Source organism: Actinomyces gaoshouyii, from assembly GCF_002076915.1.
In the GTDB taxonomy this organism is placed as follows: Bacteria; Actinomycetota; Actinomycetes; order Actinomycetales; family Actinomycetaceae; genus Actinomyces; species Actinomyces gaoshouyii.
Window position 1 is genome coordinate 1117447 of record NZ_CP020468.1, and the last position, 17510, is coordinate 1134956.

A 17510-nucleotide genomic window follows, 5' to 3' on the forward strand; every position below is an offset into this window, starting at 1 on the left:
GCCCTATTTGCCCGGGTCCCGCTAGGCTCAGCACCATGACAGCCGAGCGCCCGCGCACCTCAGGGACCCTGCCCACCTCCTCCTCACGCGGCCGCTGCCGAGCCAAGGCTCCGGCCCCGGGCGAGAACCGGCCCGGTCCCTCCCTCGGCATCGACCTGGGCACCACGCGCACCGTGGTGGCTCGCGTCGACCGCGGTAACTACCCGGTCGTGCCCTTCCCCGATGAGCACGGTGATCCCCAGGAGTACCTGCCCTCGCTCACGGCCCTGACCCCGGACGGCCTGGTCCACGGCTTCGCCGCGCGCGCCGCCGCCCGCGAGGGCGCCCCGCTGCTTCGCAGCCTCAAGCGGCGCCTATCGAGCCCGCGCATCACCCCGGCCACCGAGCTCGAGCTCGGTGGCCAGCGCTTCACCGTCCTGGAGATCCTCACCGACTACCTGCGCCACCTGCGAGCCCAGCTCAAGGCGGCCCCCGGCATGGACGGCACCGACCCCGGTGCGCGAGGATCGCGCGTCTCGGTCGCCGTCGCCGTGCCGGCCCATGCCTTCGGCGCCCAGCGCCTCCTGACCCTCGAGGCCTTCGGCGATGCCGGCTTCAATGTCATCGCCATGCTCAACGAGCCCAGCGCGGCCGGATTCGAGTACACGCACCGCAAGGCCCGCACCGTCTCCTCCAGGCGCAGCCGGGTGCTGGTCTACGACCTCGGCGGCGGCACCTTCGACACCTCGCTCGTGGATGTGCGAGGCGTTGCCCACGAGGTGCTGGCCTCCCGCGGTCTGGGGGACCTCGGCGGCGATGACGTCGACCTCCTCCTCGCCCAGCTCGCGCTCGAGCGCGCGGGCGTGCGGGAGGAGGACCTCAATGATCGTGAGGTCTCCGATCTGCTCGACCAGTGCCGCGATGCCAAGGAGGCACTCGCCCCCCAGACCCGGCGCATCGCGCTGGACGTACGCGGCAAGGACATCATCATCCAGACGGCCGAGCTCTACGACGTCTGCAAGCCCCTCCTGGAGCGCTCACTGGACGTCATGGAGCCCCTCATCGGCCGTCTCGCCGACGGCGACCCGGATCTCACCGAGGTCGCGGGCGTCCACCTGGTCGGCGGCGGCTCCGCGCTGCCCCTCGTGCCCAGGATGCTGCGCGAGCGCTTCGGCGCGAGGGTCCACCGCTCCCCCTACCCCGGCGCCTCCACCGCGATCGGCCTCGCCATCGCCTCGGACCGGGACTCCGGCTACGACCTCATCGACCGCCTCTCGCGCGGCTTCGGAGTGTTCCGTGAGGCCGACGACGGCCAGCGCACGACCTTCGACGCCATCCTTGGGGAGGACGCGATCCAGGCCGGCGCCACCCGTGAGGGCACGGTCATCACCCGCCAGTACACGGCCGTCCACAACATCGGCTGCTTCCGCTTCGTCGAGTGCGCGGGCGTCGACGCCGACGGCGAGCCCCGCGGCGAGCTCGCCCCGTACCAGGAGATCATCTTCCCCTTCGACCCCGCCTTGCGCGACGAGGACCTCTCCGGACGCCCTGTCGAGCGCACAGGCGCGGGTCGCCGCGTTCAGGAGCGCTACGAGATCGACTCCGCGGGACTCGTCCAGGTGACGATCACCGACCTGGAGGACGGCTTCTCGCGTCGCTACGTCCTGGGCCGCCAGACCGCCTGAGGTCCTGGAGGCCCGGTGACGCCCCGCCCACCCCTGGAACGGGGCGGGCGGGGCGTCTCAATATGCTGTGATGGATGGTGTGGAGCGGGCGTCGTCCGGTGGTATCCCGCCACCATCGCTCCCAGGGGCCGCCGGCGCGTGATCCCCGGGAGCGGATCAGCCGGCCTGGCGCTTGGCGGCCCGGCGCTTGGCGAGCTCATCCTCGACGACGGGGGCCTCGGCGTGGTCCACGGGGAGCTCGGCGAGCGATCCCTCGACCTCATGCCAGACCCGGCCGACGGCGATCCCGAAGACGCCCTGCCCCCCCTGGACGAGGTCGATGACCTCGTCGGCAGAGGTGCACTCGTAGACGGAGGCGCCATCGCTCATGAGGGTCATGGAGGTGAGGTCCTCGACCCCCCGCTCGTGGAGAGCATCCACCGCGGTGCGGATCTGCTGGAGGGAGACACCGGTGTCGAGCAGGCGCTTGACGATCTTGAGCAGGAGGATGTCGCGGAAGGAGTAGAGGCGCTGCGTGCCCGAGCCCTTGGCGCCGCGCACCGTCGGCTCGACCAGCCCGGTGCGGGCCCAGTAGTCGAGCTGGCGGTAAGTGATGCCGGCGGCGCGGCAGGCGACCGGTCCGCGGTACCCCGAGGAGGCGTCGAGGTCCGGAAGAGTGTCGCCGAAGAGCATGCCCTGGGCGAGCTGCGGTGCGGGTGCGTGAAGACTCGCTTCGTTCGCGCTCACAGGACTGCTCCTCACAGATCGGTTACTGGCTTTCGGATCGCGACGGGCTGCCGTCAACGACCGCATGCCCCACGATAGAGGGCGATCCGCTCCCGCTCAACGAAGGGCGCGCCGAGCGGAACTCCTCCGCTGGATCTCAATCTCAACTTCAAGTCAATGACGGACGACGGGAGGCCGGGTTTCACCTGGTATTCGGGGATTTCATCAGTGCGCCTAAAAAGGTGATCATGACCGAGATCACCTCAATAGTCACATCTGTCACACATGTGCCGCGTGTCGCGCTGGGTCCAGGCAGCGCCGGATCCCGCCCTCACCTGGTCGGGGGATCCTCCGGGATGGCGGTGGCCAGGCTCCTCCGCCAGCGCGCCATCCGCTCGTGCATCGTCTGCTCGCCCAGGTCCACCCCGCGCAGCCTCAGCAGCGTCTCGGAGGCGAGGATCGGCCGGTCCAGGGCGCTCGCCAGGACGAGGGCGTCGCCCGGGGCGCAGGGGACCTCCCCCACCTCTCCGCGCTCGTCCCTTCCGGCGATGGCCAGGCCGCAGACGAGGCGGGCATCGGCGTCGACCCCAAGCCGTATCTGGAGGAGGGAGCCGCCCAGCATATGGACGCTGCGCGCCAGCAGGCTCACCCAGCCGGGTCGTGTGGAGGGAATCGGCTCGGAGAGCACGAGTCCCTCGCGCGCGGTGACGGGAACGGCGGTCATGCCAGGGCCACCGGCCTCGACGAGGATCGCGACGAGGCCGGTGGAGGCTGCGGTGGATCGGATGCCCACGAGATGCATGGGGCGCACGCCATAAGGCTACGGGTCAGCCGGGTGCCGCGTCCGGCGAATGGGCGCACCGACTCATCGGCTACTCCGGCCTTCGCCGGCGCCCGGCCGGCTGGGAAGTCTGCGGCTCAGGACAGGGCGCGCACGGCCAGGTGGAGCAACTCCCCGTGCAGCTCGCCGATGAGGCCGGCGAGCCGGGTGGCGGAGTCCTCGGCCGCCGTGGCCGAGCGGCGCCGGGCGGACTGCGTGGCCTGATCGATGGAGTCCGCCGCCCGCTCCGCGCTGGTGCGCACCAAGCGCAGATTGCGCAGGGGCAGTCCCAGGCGCGCGGCCTCCAGGGCCAGGCGCGTGATGCGCAGGCTCTGGGGGGCGAAGCGCCCGCGGGCGTCGGCGGCGATGAGACCCACTGAGATGAGCTCGTTGATATCCGGCTCGGAGGCCCCCGTGAGGGCCCTGAGATCCTCCAGACTCATGTCGGCTCCCTCGACGGCGCGGCCCCGCGAGGCCACCACCCGGGCGATCGGGGCGGGATCCGGCGCCGAGGCGGAGGCGTCCATGTCCTCCAGCCTCTCCCGGATGACGCCCAGCGGCAGGTACTCGTCGCGCTGGGCCGTCAAGGCGAAGCGCAGCCTGGCGACGTCGGCCTGCGAGTAGCGCCGGTAGCCGTTGCCGATCCGGTGCGGTGAGATGAGCCCCTCAGTCTCCAAGTAGCGCAGCTTGGACACCGACAGCGCGGGGAACTCGGCCCTCAGTGCCTCGACGACCTCGCTGATCTTCATCGTGGCCTCGCGGGAGACGCCGCGCGGCCACGGCCCTGGAGCCCCCTTCCCGGCGGCGGGGCTCTGCTCGCGGGATCGACTGGGTCGGTTCACTGGGCGGTCGCGGCAGGGCCGGGGTGGTAGGTCATCCGGAACTTGCCGATCTGGACCTCGTCGCCGGCCCGCAGGGTCGCCTGCTCCACGCGCTCCCTATTGACGTAAGTGCCGTTGAGCGATCCCGAATCGCGCACGGCGTACCCGCCGTCGACGGCGGAGAAGATCGCGTGCTTACGGGACACCGTCACGTCATCGAGGAAGATATCGGCGCGGGGGTGGCGGCCCACGGTCGTCTGCTGCGCGTCCAGGAGGAATCGCGCCCCGGTCACCGGGCCGTGCTGGACGATGAGAAGCGCCGTGCCCGCAGGCAGTGCGGCGATCGCAGCCCGGTCCTGAGCCGAGAGGCCGATGACCTGGACGTCGACATCGGCGGACAGGTCGATCGCGCCGAGGGTCTGGGTCGACGTGGTGTCCGAATCCGATGGAATGCTCGTCATCGTGGCCCCCTCTGGTAGGGCGGCGCTCGTCGCGCCGCGATGGGCCCACCATACCGGTCCCCGCGCGCCGTCGTCGCGCCGTTCAGGCTCTCGCTCCCTCACCGAATGCGGGAATACGGCGCCGGGACAGGTGGCAACCGGCAGGTCCAGGCCATCGCGGGTCAGGCTCAGGAGCTCATCGGCGTCCAGGTACTCGGCATCCTCGTCCCGCTCCGGCCTCAGGCCCACTTCTCCTCGACGCGCTCGGGCGCGGACCAGGTGACGTGGTAGGTGCCCTCCGGGTCGTCCACGCGGTGGTAGGTGTGCGAGCCAAAGAAGTCCCGCTGGCCCTGGATGAGGGCCGCTGGCAGGCGCTCGGCCCTCAGCTGGTCCACGTAGGCCAGCGAGGAGGCGAAGGCGGGTGCCGCGACGCCGGCAAGGGCCGCCGTGGCGACGATGCGGCGCCAGGCGGGCAGGACTGCCTCCAGTGCGGAGGCGAAGACCGGAGCTGTCAGGAGGCTGCCGAGCGCCGGCTCCTCGTCGTATGCGCGGGTGATATCGTCCAGGAGGCGGGCGCGGATGATGCAGCCGCCGCGCCAGATGCGGGCCATGGCGCCCAGGTCGACCTGCCAGCCGTAGAGTCCCGAGGCCGTGGCGATCTCGTCGAAGCCCTGGGCGTAGGCGGCGATCTTCGAGCCGTAGAGCGAGTCCTTGACCGCCGCCACGAACTCCTCGCGCGCCTCGGGCGCGTCGAGCGCCGGCGGCTGGGCGCCAGCGTCGAAGGAGGCGTTGCGCACGGCCAGGCGCGCACCGGCCGAGGAGGAGGCGGCGCGCGCGAACGTGGCCTCCGCGATGGCGGGCACGGCCACGCCGAGCTCCAGGGCTGTCTGAGTGGTCCACACGCCGGTGCCCTTCTGGCCCGCGGCGTCGACGATGGCGTCGACGAAGGGCCCGCCCGTGGCGGGGTCCGTGCGGGAGAGGACCTCGGTGGTGACGTCGATGAGGTAGGAGTCGAGCTCGGAGTCCTTCCAGGCGCGGAAGACCTCGGCGATCTCGGCCACGCTCATGCCCGCCACGCCGCGCAGGAGGTCGTAGGCCTCGGCGATGAGCTGCATGTCGGCGTACTCGATGCCGTTGTGGACCATCTTGACGAAGTGGCCCGCGCCGTCGGGGCCCACATGGGTGCAGCAGGGGACGCCGTCGACCTGGGCGGAGATGGACTCGAGCATCGGGCCGAGGCGGTCGTAGGACTCTGCCGTCCCACCGGGCATGATGGAGGGGCCCAGCAGCGCGCCCTCCTCCCCGCCGGAGACGCCCATGCCCACGAAGTGCAGACCTCGCTCGCGCAGGGCCTCCTCGCGGCGGCGGGTGTCGGTGTAGAGGGTGTTGCCGGCGTCGACGATGATGTCGCCGGGCTCCATGAGCTCGGCGAGCGCGTCGATGACCGCCTCGGTGGCGGCCCCGGCCTGGACCATGATGATGGCCACGCGGGGGCGGCGCAGGGAGGCGACGAAGTCCGCGAGCTCGGCTGCGGGCACGAAGGCGCCCTCGTCCGCGTAGCGGTCCATGAGCTTCTCGGTGCGGACCGGAGTCCGGTTGAAGACGGCCACCTCGTGGCCGTGGCGGGCCAGGTTGCGGGCGAGGTTGGCTCCCATCACCCCCAGGCCGACGACGCCGAGGTCTGCGGTTGAGGGGGCAGGGGTGAAGCTGGTCATCACGTTGCCTTTCGGTGGATCGCGGCCCGGGCAGCCGATGCGGCTGGCTCCTTCGGCCCCGCTGCGCGCGGGGATCCTCGCGTGGGCCGCTGCCAACAGTAGCCCGCGGCGCCACCGGCCCCTGCCCCTTACTCTCCACGTGAAACACGCCAGGGCCCAGCGCGCCGGGCACCTAAAGTAAGGCCGGCCGCAGAGCCCTGCGGCCAAGACCACTCCAGGAAGGCACCCGTGCCAGCATCCACAGCACCGCCCCAGTCCCGTCCCCCCTCGGCGACGGCACTGCTCGATAGTCGTGACCTGCGACTCCCAAGGATCGCCGACCCCTGCGTCCTGGTGATGTTCGGCATCACCGGCGATCTCGCGCGCAACAAACTGCTGCCGGCCATCTACGACTTGGCCAACCGCGGCCTGCTCTTCCCCAGCTTCTCCCTGGTGGGCGTGGGCCGGCGCGACTGGGACGATGGCGCTATGCGCGACTACGTCGAGAAGTGGGCGCGCGCGGGTGCCCGCACCCCGTGGCGCGGCACCACCTGGGAGCAGCTGGCGGCCGGGATGCGCTTCGTCACCTTCTCCTCCTTCGAGGACGATGACGCCTACCAGCGCCTGACCGGCGTGGTCGAGGACCTCGACGCCTCGCGCGGCACGGCCGGCAACCGGGCCTTCTACCTGTCGATCCCCCCGGGCTGGTTCCCCGCCGTCACCGAGCGCATCGCCCGCTCCGGCCTGGTGGAGCGCGACGAGCGATCCTGGAGGCGCGTGGTCGTCGAGAAGCCCTTCGGCCATGACCGGGCCTCCGCGCGCGAGCTCGACGAGCTCATCGGCCGCATCGTACGGCCCGATGACGTCTTCCGGGTCGACCACTACCTGGGCAAGGAGACGGTCCAGAACATCCTGGCACTGCGCTTCGCCAACACGATGTTCGAGCCCCTGTGGAATCAGCGCTATGTGGATCACGTGCAGATCACCATGGCCGAGGACATCGGCATTGGCACGCGGGCCGGCTACTACGACACCATCGGCTCGGCGCGCGACGTCATCCAGAACCATCTCCTCCAACTCCTGGCCCTGGTGGCCATGGAGGAGCCGACCTCGATGGATGCCGCCGCCGTGCGGGCCGAGAAGGAGAAGGTCCTGGCCTCGGTGCGCCTGGAGCGCGACGGCGTCCTCGACCTGGACGCCACGACCTCCCGGGGCCGCTACGCCCCCGGCTACCAGGGCGGCACCGCGGTCAAGGGCTACCTGGAGGAGGACGGCGTGGCGCCGGACTCGCGCACGGAGACCTTCGCGGCGCTGCGCCTGGAGATCGCCAACCGCCGCTGGGCGGGCGTGCCCTTCTACCTGCGCGCGGGCAAGCGCCTGGCCCGCCGGGTCACCGAGGTTGCCATCGTCTTCCGCCAGCCGCCCTTCCTGCCCTTCAACGACGCCGCGACCGCCGGTATCGGCGCCAACACCATCGTGCTGCGCATCCAACCCGACGAGGGCGTGACCCTGCGGGTGGCCTCCAAGGTGCCCGGTACCCAGATGGAGCTGCGCGACGTGACGATGGACTTCGGCTACGGCGCCGCCTTCAACGAGGAGTCCCCCGAGGCCTACGAGCGCCTCATTCTCGATGCCCTCCTCGGGGACGCCCCACTGTTTCCCCACCAGCGGGAGGTGGACCTGTCATGGAGGATCCTCGACCCGGTCATCGAGCACTGGTCGGCCTCCGGGCCGCCGCGGGACTACCGCCCCGGCTCCTGGGGACCCGAGGACGCACACGATCTGCTCGCCCGCGAGGGCCGTGCCTGGAGGCGCTCATGATCACCACGCTCACCGCCACCACCACCGCCAGGATCACCTCGGCGATCCTGGCCAACGAGGGCGCCCACGGGCACTCCCACGTCCTGACTCTGCTCATCACCTGCGACGCCGAGCACCTCGAGGCCTCCCTCGAAGCTGCTCACGGAGCCAGCCGGGATCACCCCAGCCGCATCATCGCGGTGGTCCCCGAGCGAGGGGAAGCCCAGGAGCCCTCGGGGCCCCGCAGCCGGGACGGCCACGTCGCCTCCGACATCGGGGGGCACCTCGACGCCGAGATCCGCACCGGCCATGACGCCGGCGCGGGCGAGACGATCGTCCTGCGCCCCTGGGGCGAGGCCGCCGACCACATCGACACGCTCGTCGTCCCCTTCCTCCTGCCTGACACGCCCGTGGTCGTCTGGTGGCCCCATGAGTGCCCGCGCGTGCCCGCCGACGATCCCCTGGGGCGCCTCGCCACCGCGAGGATCACCAATACCCCGGCCCTCGAGCGGCCCGAGACCGCCCTGCGCGGCCTGGCGCCGAGCTCGCGGCGCGGGGATATCGACCTGGCGTGGACGCGCATCACCCTGTGGCGCGCCATGGTGGCCTCCGCCCTGGCCCCCGCCCTGCGCGGCGCGGGCGTGACCTCGATGGTCATCGAGGGAGAGCACTGCAACGCCTCCGTGGCGCTCATGACCTCCTGGCTGAGGCTCCGCCTGGGCGTGCCTGTGGAGCGCCGCGATGTCGAGGGGTTCAAGGGCATCGCCTCCGTGCAGGCCCGCACCCCGGAGGGCGAGATCACGATCACCCGTATCGACACCGACCGCGTGTGCGTCTGCCGCCCTGATGGGCGCGAACCGCAGATCGCCACCATGACCCGCCGCAGCGACGTGACGACCCTCGACGAGGAGCTGCGCCGGCTGTCCCCCGATCCCCTCTACGGGGAGGTCCTCGCGGCCTTCCTCGCCGAGAGCCCCCGGACCCAGGACCCCCAGCCCTCACAGGAGGCCACGCGATGACCGAGCCCACCTCCGCGCGCCCCGGCGCGCGCCACGACATCGAGTCCCGGACGGCTGGCCTGCCCGCCCCGATGGTCGATATCGCACCCACCCGCGAGGAGGCCGCCGAGCGCGCGAGCGCCGCGATCGCCGCGGCCATCGCCGAGGGCCTCTCCGCCAGGGGCGCCGCTCATCTCGCACTGACCGGCGGCTCCGGTGGCAGGGCCATCGCTCACGCGCTGCCGACCGCTCTCGCCGAGGCCGGGTTCCCATCCCAGGACCTGCGGGGGCTGCACATCTGGTTCGGCGATGAGCGCTTCGTGCCCGCTGGCGACGCCGAGCGCAACGACCTGTTCGCCGCTCCCCTGGCGGAGGCCGGCGTGCCCGAGGAGAACATCCACCGCCTGGCCGGGCCGGAGGCCGCCGCCGACGTCCGCCTCGCCACGGAGGCGCTCGAGCGCGACCTGGCCGTCGCGGGCCCCGTCGGCGGGCGCTTCGACGCGATCCACCTGGGCATGGGCCCCGATGGGCACGTCTGCTCCCTCTTCCCCGGCCATCCCGTGGCGCTGACCACGGGGAGGGACATGGCCGCCGTCGAGGACTCCCCCAAGCCCCCGCCCCAGCGCGCCACCCTCACCTTCCCGGCGCTCCACCGCTCCCGGCTCGTGGTTCTCCTGGCCTTCGGGCAGGACAAGCGCGACGCCGCCCGCGCCGGCCTGGGCTCGCCCGACGCCGCGCTCGCCCCGATCTCCTGCGCCCGGGGCGAGCGGACCCTGTGGTTCCTCGACGACGCGGCCGATCCCCGAGACCGGTAGTCCTTCCTGTGGCGCAGACCTCCTCCCACCCGTAGGCTCGGGACATGAGAACCGTCGCCCTGGGCAGCTCCGACCTGCTCGTCCCCGCCATCGCCCTAGGGTGCATGCGCATCAAGCACCTCGAAGACGCGCGGATCCGCGAGCTCATCTCCACCGCCCTCGACGAGGGCGTGACCATGTTCGACCACGCCGACATCTACGGCGGCGACCACGCCTGCGAGGAGCGCTTCGGGACGGCCCTGGGCTGGTCCGCGTCCGAGCGCGAGCAGGTGATCCTCCAATCGAAGTGCGGGATCCGCGAGGGCTACTACGACGCCTCGGCGGAGCACATCGTGGCCTCGGTGGACGAGTCCTTGAGGGCGCTGCGCACCGACTACCTCGACATCCTCCTCCTGCACCGCCCCGATGCCCTCATGGAGCCCGATGAGGTCGCGGAGGCCTTCGACACCCTGACCGCCTCGGGCAAGGTCCGCGCCTTCGGCGTGTCCAACCACAGCCGCGGGCAGATGGAGCTCCTGCGCGCATCCGTCGCCCAACCACTCGTGGCCAACCAGCTCCAGCTCTCGCTCGCGCACGCCCCCGTCATCGCCGAGGGTGTGGCCCTCAACATGGCCGACGCGCAATCCGTGGACCGCAGCGGTGGGATCCTCGACTACTGCCGGATGACATCCACGACGGTGCAGGCATGGTCCCCGATGCGCGGGCCCGGCTGGGAAGGACCCTTCCTCGGAGACCGGGACCGCTTCCCCGGGCTCAACGACGTCGTGGACCGGCTGGCCGCCGAGTACCAGGTATCCCCTGAGGCGATCGGCACCGCGTGGATCACCCGCCACCCGGCTCGGATCCAGGTGGTGCTGGGCACGACCAGCCCGGAGCGGCTCCGCCGCAGCGCACCGGGCGCCGACCTGGTCCTCACGCGGCCGCAGTGGTACGAGCTGTTCCGGTCCGCCGGGCACATCGTGCCCTGAGCCTGTGGATCCAGGCCTGTGGCGTGCACTGTCCACAGGCCTGCGCTCAAGTGCCGGCCCGGCGACGTACGGTCGGCCCATGCGTCGTCCCATCCACGCCCTGCCCTTCGGCATGGCGGCGTGCGCCCTGGCCCTGGCGGTCGCCCCGATCGGCGCGACCGCCGAGTCGGAGCCGTCGCCTCCCGCCACGCCCGTCGGCGCTCCCGACGCCCAGGCATGGCTCGACGGTGTCGCCTGGGACGATCGGGGGAGCGCCGTCCTCGATCCGGCCGCCGCGATCGCGGCGCTCGACGCGCTCGCCGCTGATCAGCCCGCCGTCGAGTCCTGGAGCGCTGGCGGCAGCCGCACCGGCTGGTTCGGCAAGGCGTGGGAGGACGTCGACGGCGATGGCTGCGACACGCGCAATGAGATCCTCGCCCGTGACCTGTCCCACGCGGACTTCTCCCGCGCGGATGGGCAGCAGGGCCGTGAGGACGGCGGGGGCCAGGGCGCGGCGGTCTGCCCCGACGCCACGGTGTGGAGTGGGGTCCTCCACGACCCGTACACCGGCGCCTCGGTGAGCTTCCAGCGCGGGCAATCGACGTCCGACGCCGTCCAGATCGACCACGTCGTCCCGCTCAACTACCTCTACGCCCATGGCGCCTGGGCGTGGGACGCCCGCACTCGCCTGCTGGTGGCCAACGACCCGCTCAACCTCGTGGCCGTCGAGGGCAAGGCCAACCAGTCCAAGGGGGCCTGCGGCCCGGCCACCTGCCCCATCGGCTCCACGGAGACCGGCACGTGGTCCACCGCTGTCTCCCCCGGCTGGTGGCCCCCCAACGACTCGTTCCGGTGCGCCTACGCTCAGCGCTTCGTGAGCGTTGCCGCCGCCTACCGGCTCGGCCTGCCGGACGCGGATCGCCAGGCCCTGCGCTCCACGCTCGCCGACTGCTCGGACGGCGGGGATGGCGCCCCCAGCATCATCGAGACCACGAGGGACGCCATCACCCGGGCGCCGGGGGCGCTCCTGAGTGATGGCCGCTACCGGGCGCTCCTCATCGCGGGGATGCTGCTGCTGGGCGCCGGGATCGTGGCACGGGCTCGTCGAGCCCTTCGGCGGGCGTCACGCCGCCGGCGTCGAGGCTGAGCCCCGCCGAGGCTAGGATGCCGCTGTGAGAACCGACGATGGCTCCGGGGCGCGGGAATCCCTCGATCAGGCGCGGCAACGGGCGGTCGAGGACGCCGCGGGCACGGACGGGCCCACGGGCGCGCGCGTGGACGTATGGCTGTGGAGCACGCGCCAGATCAAATCCCGGTCGGCGGCGACCGCCGCCTGCAGGGCAGGGCATGTGCGCGTCAACGGGGAGACGGCGAAGCCCGCCCAGCAGGTCAAGGTCGGTGACGAGATCCGCTACCGGGTGGATGGTTTCGATCGCCGACTGCTGGTCACCCGCATCCTCGTCAAGCGGGTCGGCGCGCCTATCGCCCGCACTGCCTACAAGGACTTCTCCGCCCCCAGGCCCTCCCCCCTGGACTCGCCGGCGGCGATCATCCGGGATCGCGGGGCGGGCCGCCCCACGAAACGGGAGCGCCGTCGGCTCGACGCACTCATGGGAGGCGCTGCGGTGGAGCGGGGCGAGCGGGTGATCGCCGATGAATTGGATGCTAAGCTCGCTAGGGCTTTCGATGAGGAGGATTGAGATGCCGGGACTCGGCGGGCGCCCGTCGATGGGTGCTGCGGCATTGGCCGGTATTGCCGCGATCGGCGTCGCTGCGGGGGCGGTGAGCGCCCGGCGCCGGGACCTGGGCCCGGCCTTCCACGACGTCGCCTCGGAGCTGCGCGCTCCCCTGCTGGTCCTCGGCCACGGGCCAACGGGCGAGCCCCGGCCCATCGCACCCGACTCCTCCACCAGGATAATGCGGCTGAACAGCCAGGCCCGGGTCTTCCCCCGTCGCCTGGGCCGCGAGCAGGTCATCGACTCGGGCGGGCGGAGCCTGCGCCTGTGGCTCTACGAGACCTCCGCCCGGCGCGAGGGCGGGCCGAGCGGCGCGCTCATCTGGATCCACGGCGGTGGCCTCGTCGCCGGCACCCCCGCCCAGGACCACGCCCTGTGCTCGCGCATCGCGCGCGAGCTCGGCATCCTCGTGGTCTCGGTGGACTATCGCCTCGCCCCCGAGCACCCCTACCCCGCGGCGATCGACGACGTGCGGAGTGCGCTGCGGTGGCTGCGCATGAGCGCCCCGGCCCTGGCGGTGGACACCTCCCGCGTGGCGGTGGGAGGGGCGAGCGCCGGCGGGGGACTGGCGGCGGCGCTGGCTCAGCGCTGCCGCGATGAGGGGATCGACCTGGCCTTTCAGATGCTCATCTACCCCATGCTCGATGACCGCACCGGCGTCGGCGGCGTCGACATCCCGGGGCGGGGCGACTTCGTATGGACGGCCCGGCAGAACGCGGAGTGCTGGCAGGCCTATCTCTCGCATCCCTCCGGGGAGCCCGAGGATCGCCCCTGGGCGGCGGCGGCTCGCCGCGAGGACCTGACCGGCCTCGCCCCCGCGTGGATCGGTGTGGGAGGCCTCGACCTTTTCGTCGACGAGTGCGTCGACTACGCGGGCCGGCTGGAGGCCAGCGGCGTGCCCGTGCGCTTGCGCGTGGAGCCGGGCATGTACCACGGGGCGGACATCTGCCAGTGGGCCCGCTCGATGCGGGACTTCCGGGCGGAGTCCATCGATGCGCTCGGGCGGGCGCTGCGCGGAGCCTGACGCGAGCCCTCACCGATCCCGCTGACGGGCTCGGGCAGCTGCTCAGTCGCGGCCGGCGGGCAGCCGCGCCATGAGGGCGGCGACGGTGCGCAGCACGCCGTCCTCGGTGTTGGCCGGCGCCGTGTAGGCGGCAGCGGCCAGGATGCCGCGGTGGGCGTTGGCCATGGCGAAGGACAACTCGGAGTAGTCGTAGAGCCCTAGGTCATTGAGGTAGTCGCCGAAGACTGCGGTCTGGGCGGGGGTGATGCCCAGACGGTCCTGGATGGCGCTGACGGCGCGCCCCTTGTCCGCGCCGTGGGACATGAGGTCCACCCAGTGCTTGCCGGAGACGACGGTCTGGACGGTGGGAACGGCCGCGCGCATCGCTTCGGCAGTGCCGCTCTCGACGTCGTCGAAGTCGAACACGGCGACCTTGAGAACGGTGTCCAGCGGGAGGGCCAGGAGGTCCTCAACGCTGCGGTGGGCGGTGTAGTAGTGCCCGATCTGGGCGGAGAAGAGGACATCATCCCTCTCGGTGTAGGCGCGCTCCTTACATGCCACGACCGCCCCGAGATCGTGCCCCTCGGAGACGAGGCGGTGGACGGCGGTGATGGCGGCGCGAGCCTCGTCAGGGCTGATGGTCGCGGAGTGGATCTCGACGCCGTCGTGCACGACGAAGGAGCCGTTCTCCGCGATGAGGGGCGAGTCGTCGACGGCCGTGCCCAGCACGGCGCGGAGGTTGGCCATCTGCCGACCGGAGGCCGGGGCGAAGAGGACTCCGCGCTCGCGCATCTCGGCGACGGCGTCGTCGAGTCCCGCGGGGAGGCGTCCCTCGCCGTCGACGAGCGTGCCGTCCATGTCGGTGACCACGAGCCTGAGGTCGACGGTATCGGGCAGGGCGGCGGACAGACGGGCGTCGAGTGGTTCACGTTTCACGGCGCCCATCATGTCAGAGGCTCCTCACCATGACAGGAGCCGTGCTCGGGGATCTGTGACGGCTGACCGATGAGCCAGAGCAGCACGTGGGTATCGAGGAGGTAGATCACTCCCATAGGAGGAGCTCCTCCTCGGGCATCGGCTCGCCGAAGTGCCGAGGAGAATTGAGCCTTGGCATCCTGGACGCTCATCGTGGTCATGGGACCAGGCAACTCGGCAGTGATGGTTCTGACCAGGCTGAATGGGTCAGACTTGATGCGATTCAGGGCATTGGGGCACTGCGACCAGCCGAGCGCCCGACTCCCGTGCTCTCGGAGGGCAGACTTGACGCCTTCCGGGATGCGGCATCCTCCGGCACTCGGTTCCCGGCGGCGTCGTCGGCATCGCCCGGCTCGCCGTCGTTCCCAGCATTCTCGGCACTGGCGCTCTCGGCCTGGGCGACCTGCTCGAGGGCGGACTGGCGCGAGAGCGGGACGTCCTCGTAGAAGAACCCGATGAGCATGGCCAGGCCGAAGACGGGCACCATGAGCAGGAAGATCGGGGTGAGCGCGTCGGCGTAGGCGTTGGTGATCGCCGTGCGGAGAGCGTCCGGGAGCTGGTTGACGAGTGCCGGCGTGAGCGAGGAGCCGGCATCGCCGTGGAAGCCCTGCAATGCCTCCTGGATCCGCGGGTCCTCGCTCGTGGCCAGGGCCATGAGGTTGGCACCGAGCTGATCGGTCAGGTTGTTGGAGAAGGCCACGCCGATGAGGGAGGAGCCCAGGGAGACGGCGACCTCGCGGAAGAAGTTGTTGCCACTGGTGGCCGTACCGAGGTTGCGCGGCTCGACGTCGTTCTGGACCAATGTGACGAGCAGCTGGAAGAACAGACCGATCCCCGCGCCGAGGACGAAGACGGCGGTGGAGATGATCCACACGGGGGTGGAGGCGCTGAAAGTGCTCATCCACAGCAGTGCCGCGCCGGCAATGACAGGTCCGATGATGAGGTAGATCCGGTAGCGCCCGGTGCGGGTGACGAGGATGCCCGAGCCGATCCCGGCGAGCAGCATCCCCGCCGTCATGGGGACCAGGAGGAGGCCGGAGGCGGTCGCGGAGTAGCCGTAGCTCATCTGGAGGAAGGTCGGCAGGTAGAGGCTGGCGCCGATCATGCCGCCCATGGCCAGCATCCCCTGAATGGTGGAGAGGATGAAGGTGCGGTTCATCAGGACCGTCATGGGCAGGATCGGCTCGGCCGCGCGCTTCTCGACCAGGGGCAGGACGAGCCAGGCCAGTGTGCCGACGACGATCATGGCGATGAGCGCTGGGCTGGTCCAGTCGAGCTGGTTGCCGCCGAAGGTGGCCACGAGGACGATGAGCACGGCCCCGAGATTCATCAGGCACAGCCCGGCCCAGTCGATCGTGGCCCGGAGTTTGTGGACCGGAAGCTTGAGGACCGCCCACACGGCGATCCAGGCGACGACGCCCAGCGGCAGGTTCACCCAGAAGACCCAGTGCCAGGAGACGGAGTCCGTCAGCCAGCCGCCGACGATGGGGCCGAGGATGGAGGCGATGCCGAACATGGCGCCCATGGGGGCCATGTAGGTGCCGCGAACGCGCGGCGGGATGAGGTCCCCGGTGATGGCCTGGGAGGAGATCATGAGGCCGCCTCCGCCCAATCCCTGGAGGGCCCGCCAGGCGATGAGTGCCGTCATGGAGTCGGCGGTGCCGCACAGCGCCGAGCCGACGAGGAACAGGGCGATGGCGATCAAGAAGAGGGTCTTGCGGCCCACGAGGTCGCCGAGCTTGCCGTAGATCGGCATGGCCACAGTGACGGCGAGGGTGTAGGCGGTGATGATCCACGCCATGTGGCTGGCGCCGCCGAGGTCGCCGACGATGGTGGGCAGCGCGGTGCCGACGATCGTCTGGTCGAGGGCGGACAGGAACATGACGACGAGCAGGGAGGCGTAAACGGCCCAGAAGCGGCGGTCGGGTGTGAAGACGTCCGCGGCTCTGACGGTGTGCGATGCCCCGGCCTGCGCGGTGGGTGCGTCGGTGTCGCGCTTGGTCACGCGTGGTCCTTTCTCGTGGCGGCGGTTGGCGCCATGGGGTTGTCGAAGATGCCGCGGAGGCTGGCGGTGACGAGATCGAGCGCCTCGGCGAGGGTCTCGGGCGCGGCCGATGAGCGGGAGGAGGGGGCCGTCCCGTCGCAGGGCGCGCCGGTACCGGGATCGCCGCCGTCGCCGGACCATAGCTCGAAGGCCGCCCTGTACAACGTGATGGCCAGTGCGGCGGCCGCGATGACCTGCGGAGAGCCAAGGTCCGCCCCCAAGCGCCGGGCGAGGGCGGCGCGGACGACCGAATGCACGAGGCGCACGCGCGACTGGAGCTCGGGGACGATGCTCGGGGCATCGCGAAGCACGAGGCGCAGCCGCTGAAACTCCTCGGCGTCGCTGGCCATGGGGGCCACGGCGTGGGTGATCAGCTGAAGGAGATCGGCCAGGAGCTCGCCGTTGGAGGCGACGAAGGCCTCGATCTCGGCCTGGGGCGGGACCTGGGGCGCCCGGAGGATGAGGTCGGCCTTCGTGGGGAAGTAGTTGAAGACGGTGCGTCGGGAGCACCCCGCGTCCGCCGCCACATCCTCCACCGTGGTCGCCTCGTATCCACGCTCCGCGGCGAGTCGCAGGGCGCTGGCCTGGATGGCCTCTCGGGTGCGGCGCGCGCGAGCGGCGCGCAGCCCGGGACCGGAGGAGGCGCCGATTGCGGCTGGCTGATTCACAGCACGATGATTGCACTCAGTGCAGCCTTGCACCAAGCGCAAGACATATGCGCATGAACACATACTGTCAGGTTGTACGCGAGCGGTGGGGCTTCTCTCGCCCCCGTGGGCGATTGGCGGGCGGGCATCTCGCCATGGAGGCCGGGTACCGGGCGAACGCGGGGACCCTCGCGTCGGCGCGCCCCGACGCCGGCGAGCCTCCCACCGTGGATACCGGCTCCGCGCTGCACCCCGCCGCCTACCCGGCGGACTGGGACGCCATCGACGAGCCCCGCCCTATCCGGGCGATCCTGGGACGACTGCCCGGGTGGCGCCTGGTGATGGATGATGAGATCCCACGGGCGCTCCTGCGGGCGCCGCCACCGTCGTAGTCGAAGGCC

The 17510-nt window shown here is 71.4% G+C and carries 18 protein-coding genes; 9 read left to right on the forward strand and 9 right to left on the reverse strand.

Annotation, left to right across the window (positions count from 1 at the left end):
* Positions 1 to 35 precede the first annotated feature (35 nt).
* Entirely contained in the window at positions 36 to 1664 is a 1629-nt protein-coding gene (locus B6G06_RS04545; RefSeq protein ID WP_080462638.1) for an Hsp70 family protein, read from the forward strand.
* A 156-nt stretch (positions 1665 to 1820) separates the two neighbouring features.
* Here B6G06_RS04545 and B6G06_RS04550 read toward each other — a convergent pair whose 3' ends face one another.
* The 5 genes from B6G06_RS04550 to gndA form a co-directional block, all read right to left on the reverse strand.
* Positions 1821 to 2336 (reverse strand): MerR family transcriptional regulator, encoded by a 516-nt coding sequence (locus tag B6G06_RS04550; RefSeq protein WP_080462795.1) that lies wholly within the window; start codon positions 2334 to 2336, stop codon positions 1821 to 1823.
* 364 nt (positions 2337 to 2700) lie between these two features.
* Positions 2701 to 3171 (reverse strand): DUF151 domain-containing protein, encoded by a 471-nt coding sequence (locus B6G06_RS04555; RefSeq protein WP_080462639.1) that lies wholly within the window; start codon positions 3169 to 3171, stop codon positions 2701 to 2703.
* A 116-nt stretch (positions 3172 to 3287) separates the two neighbouring features.
* Complete coding sequence (gene ftsR / locus B6G06_RS04560) at positions 3288 to 3938, reverse strand: transcriptional regulator FtsR (protein ID WP_081171184.1); 651 nt, start codon at positions 3936 to 3938, stop codon at positions 3288 to 3290.
* An 89-nt stretch (positions 3939 to 4027) separates the two neighbouring features.
* Complete coding sequence (locus B6G06_RS04565; protein ID WP_080462796.1) at positions 4028 to 4471, reverse strand: FHA domain-containing protein; 444 nt, start codon at positions 4469 to 4471, stop codon at positions 4028 to 4030.
* 218 nt (positions 4472 to 4689) lie between these two features.
* Positions 4690 to 6165 carry an NADP-dependent phosphogluconate dehydrogenase gene (gene gndA, locus B6G06_RS04570; RefSeq protein ID WP_080462641.1) on the reverse strand — a complete coding sequence of 492 codons (1476 nt, stop codon included), beginning with the start codon at positions 6163 to 6165 and terminating at the stop codon, positions 4690 to 4692.
* 228 nt (positions 6166 to 6393) lie between these two features.
* Here gndA and zwf point away from each other — a divergent pair, with 228 nt between their 5' ends.
* From zwf to B6G06_RS04605, 7 genes are all read left to right on the forward strand, one after another.
* Positions 6394 to 7965 carry a glucose-6-phosphate dehydrogenase gene (gene zwf, locus B6G06_RS04575; RefSeq protein ID WP_080462642.1) on the forward strand — a complete coding sequence of 524 codons (1572 nt, stop codon included), beginning with the start codon at positions 6394 to 6396 and terminating at the stop codon, positions 7963 to 7965.
* A complete protein-coding gene (locus B6G06_RS04580) occupies positions 7962 to 8963 on the forward strand; it encodes a glucose-6-phosphate dehydrogenase assembly protein OpcA (RefSeq protein WP_080462643.1) in 1002 nt (333 codons plus the stop codon). The genes zwf and B6G06_RS04580 overlap by 4 nt, the downstream gene beginning before the upstream one ends.
* On the forward strand, positions 8960 to 9757 hold the full coding sequence (gene pgl / locus B6G06_RS04585; protein WP_081171186.1) for a 6-phosphogluconolactonase: 798 nt from the start codon (positions 8960 to 8962) through the stop codon (positions 9755 to 9757). Before B6G06_RS04580 ends, pgl begins: the two co-directional genes overlap by 4 nt.
* 44 nt (positions 9758 to 9801) lie before the next feature.
* Positions 9802 to 10725 (forward strand): aldo/keto reductase, encoded by a 924-nt coding sequence (locus tag B6G06_RS04590; protein ID WP_081171188.1) that lies wholly within the window; start codon positions 9802 to 9804, stop codon positions 10723 to 10725.
* Between the two features lie 79 nt (positions 10726 to 10804).
* A complete protein-coding gene (locus tag B6G06_RS04595; RefSeq protein WP_081171190.1) occupies positions 10805 to 11851 on the forward strand; it encodes an HNH endonuclease family protein in 1047 nt (348 codons plus the stop codon).
* Positions 11852 to 11978: 127 nt separating this feature from the next.
* On the forward strand, positions 11979 to 12404 hold the full coding sequence (locus tag B6G06_RS04600) for an RNA-binding S4 domain-containing protein (RefSeq protein ID WP_229657934.1): 426 nt from the start codon (positions 11979 to 11981) through the stop codon (positions 12402 to 12404).
* 1 nt (position 12405) lies between these two features.
* The gene (locus tag B6G06_RS04605) at positions 12406 to 13464 is read left to right on the forward strand and encodes an alpha/beta hydrolase (protein ID WP_229657918.1); all 1059 of its coding nucleotides are present in this window, start codon (positions 12406 to 12408) and stop codon (positions 13462 to 13464) included.
* Positions 13465 to 13506: 42 nt separating this feature from the next.
* Here B6G06_RS04605 and B6G06_RS04610 read toward each other — a convergent pair whose 3' ends face one another.
* The 4 genes from B6G06_RS04610 to B6G06_RS04620 all read right to left on the reverse strand — a co-directional run bounded on the left by B6G06_RS04610 (position 13507) and on the right by B6G06_RS04620 (position 17130).
* Positions 13507 to 14379 (reverse strand): HAD-IIB family hydrolase, encoded by an 873-nt coding sequence (locus tag B6G06_RS04610; RefSeq protein WP_081172210.1) that lies wholly within the window; start codon positions 14377 to 14379, stop codon positions 13507 to 13509.
* A gap of 8 nt (positions 14380 to 14387) precedes the next feature.
* Positions 14388 to 14495: a type II toxin-antitoxin system VapC family toxin gene (locus B6G06_RS10625; protein WP_164505198.1), complete on the reverse strand. Its 108-nt coding sequence runs from the start codon at positions 14493 to 14495 to the stop codon at positions 14388 to 14390.
* A gap of 146 nt (positions 14496 to 14641) precedes the next feature.
* Positions 14642 to 16423: an MDR family MFS transporter gene (locus tag B6G06_RS04615; RefSeq protein WP_081171192.1), complete on the reverse strand. Its 1782-nt coding sequence runs from the start codon at positions 16421 to 16423 to the stop codon at positions 14642 to 14644.
* Complete coding sequence (locus B6G06_RS04620) at positions 16420 to 17130, reverse strand: TetR family transcriptional regulator (protein ID WP_158082825.1); 711 nt, start codon at positions 17128 to 17130, stop codon at positions 16420 to 16422. The genes B6G06_RS04615 and B6G06_RS04620 overlap by 4 nt, the downstream gene beginning before the upstream one ends.
* A 134-nt stretch (positions 17131 to 17264) precedes the next feature.
* Here B6G06_RS04620 and B6G06_RS04625 point away from each other — a divergent pair, with 134 nt between their 5' ends.
* Positions 17265 to 17501, forward strand: coding sequence for a hypothetical protein (locus tag B6G06_RS04625; RefSeq protein ID WP_080462650.1), 237 nt, complete (start codon positions 17265 to 17267; stop codon positions 17499 to 17501).
* Positions 17502 to 17510 lie beyond the last annotated feature (9 nt).

What these genes read in the sequence shown, in the direction of transcription:
- B6G06_RS04545 (WP_080462638.1), top strand. Translation starts at nt 36, where the DNA reads ATGACAGCCGAGCGCCCGCGCACCTCAGGGACCCTGCCCACCTCCTCC.
- B6G06_RS04550 (WP_080462795.1), bottom strand. Translation starts at nt 2,336, where the DNA reads ATGCTCTTCGGCGACACTCTTCCGGACCTCGACGCCTCCTCGGGGTAC.
- B6G06_RS04555 (WP_080462639.1), bottom strand. Translation starts at nt 3,171, where the DNA reads ATGCATCTCGTGGGCATCCGATCCACCGCAGCCTCCACCGGCCTCGTC.
- ftsR (WP_081171184.1), bottom strand. Translation starts at nt 3,938, where the DNA reads ATGAAGATCAGCGAGGTCGTCGAGGCACTGAGGGCCGAGTTCCCCGCG.
- B6G06_RS04565 (WP_080462796.1), bottom strand. Translation starts at nt 4,471, where the DNA reads ATGACGAGCATTCCATCGGATTCGGACACCACGTCGACCCAGACCCTC.
- gndA (WP_080462641.1), bottom strand. Translation starts at nt 6,165, where the DNA reads ATGACCAGCTTCACCCCTGCCCCCTCAACCGCAGACCTCGGCGTCGTC.
- B6G06_RS04580 (WP_080462643.1), top strand. Translation starts at nt 7,962, where the DNA reads ATGATCACCACGCTCACCGCCACCACCACCGCCAGGATCACCTCGGCG.
- pgl (WP_081171186.1), top strand. Translation starts at nt 8,960, where the DNA reads ATGACCGAGCCCACCTCCGCGCGCCCCGGCGCGCGCCACGACATCGAG.
- B6G06_RS04590 (WP_081171188.1), top strand. Translation starts at nt 9,802, where the DNA reads ATGAGAACCGTCGCCCTGGGCAGCTCCGACCTGCTCGTCCCCGCCATC.
- B6G06_RS04595 (WP_081171190.1), top strand. Translation starts at nt 10,805, where the DNA reads ATGCGTCGTCCCATCCACGCCCTGCCCTTCGGCATGGCGGCGTGCGCC.
- B6G06_RS04605 (WP_229657918.1), top strand. Translation starts at nt 12,406, where the DNA reads ATGCCGGGACTCGGCGGGCGCCCGTCGATGGGTGCTGCGGCATTGGCC.
- B6G06_RS10625 (WP_164505198.1), bottom strand. Translation starts at nt 14,495, where the DNA reads ATGGGAGTGATCTACCTCCTCGATACCCACGTGCTGCTCTGGCTCATC.
- B6G06_RS04625 (WP_080462650.1), top strand. Translation starts at nt 17,265, where the DNA reads ATGGAGGCCGGGTACCGGGCGAACGCGGGGACCCTCGCGTCGGCGCGC.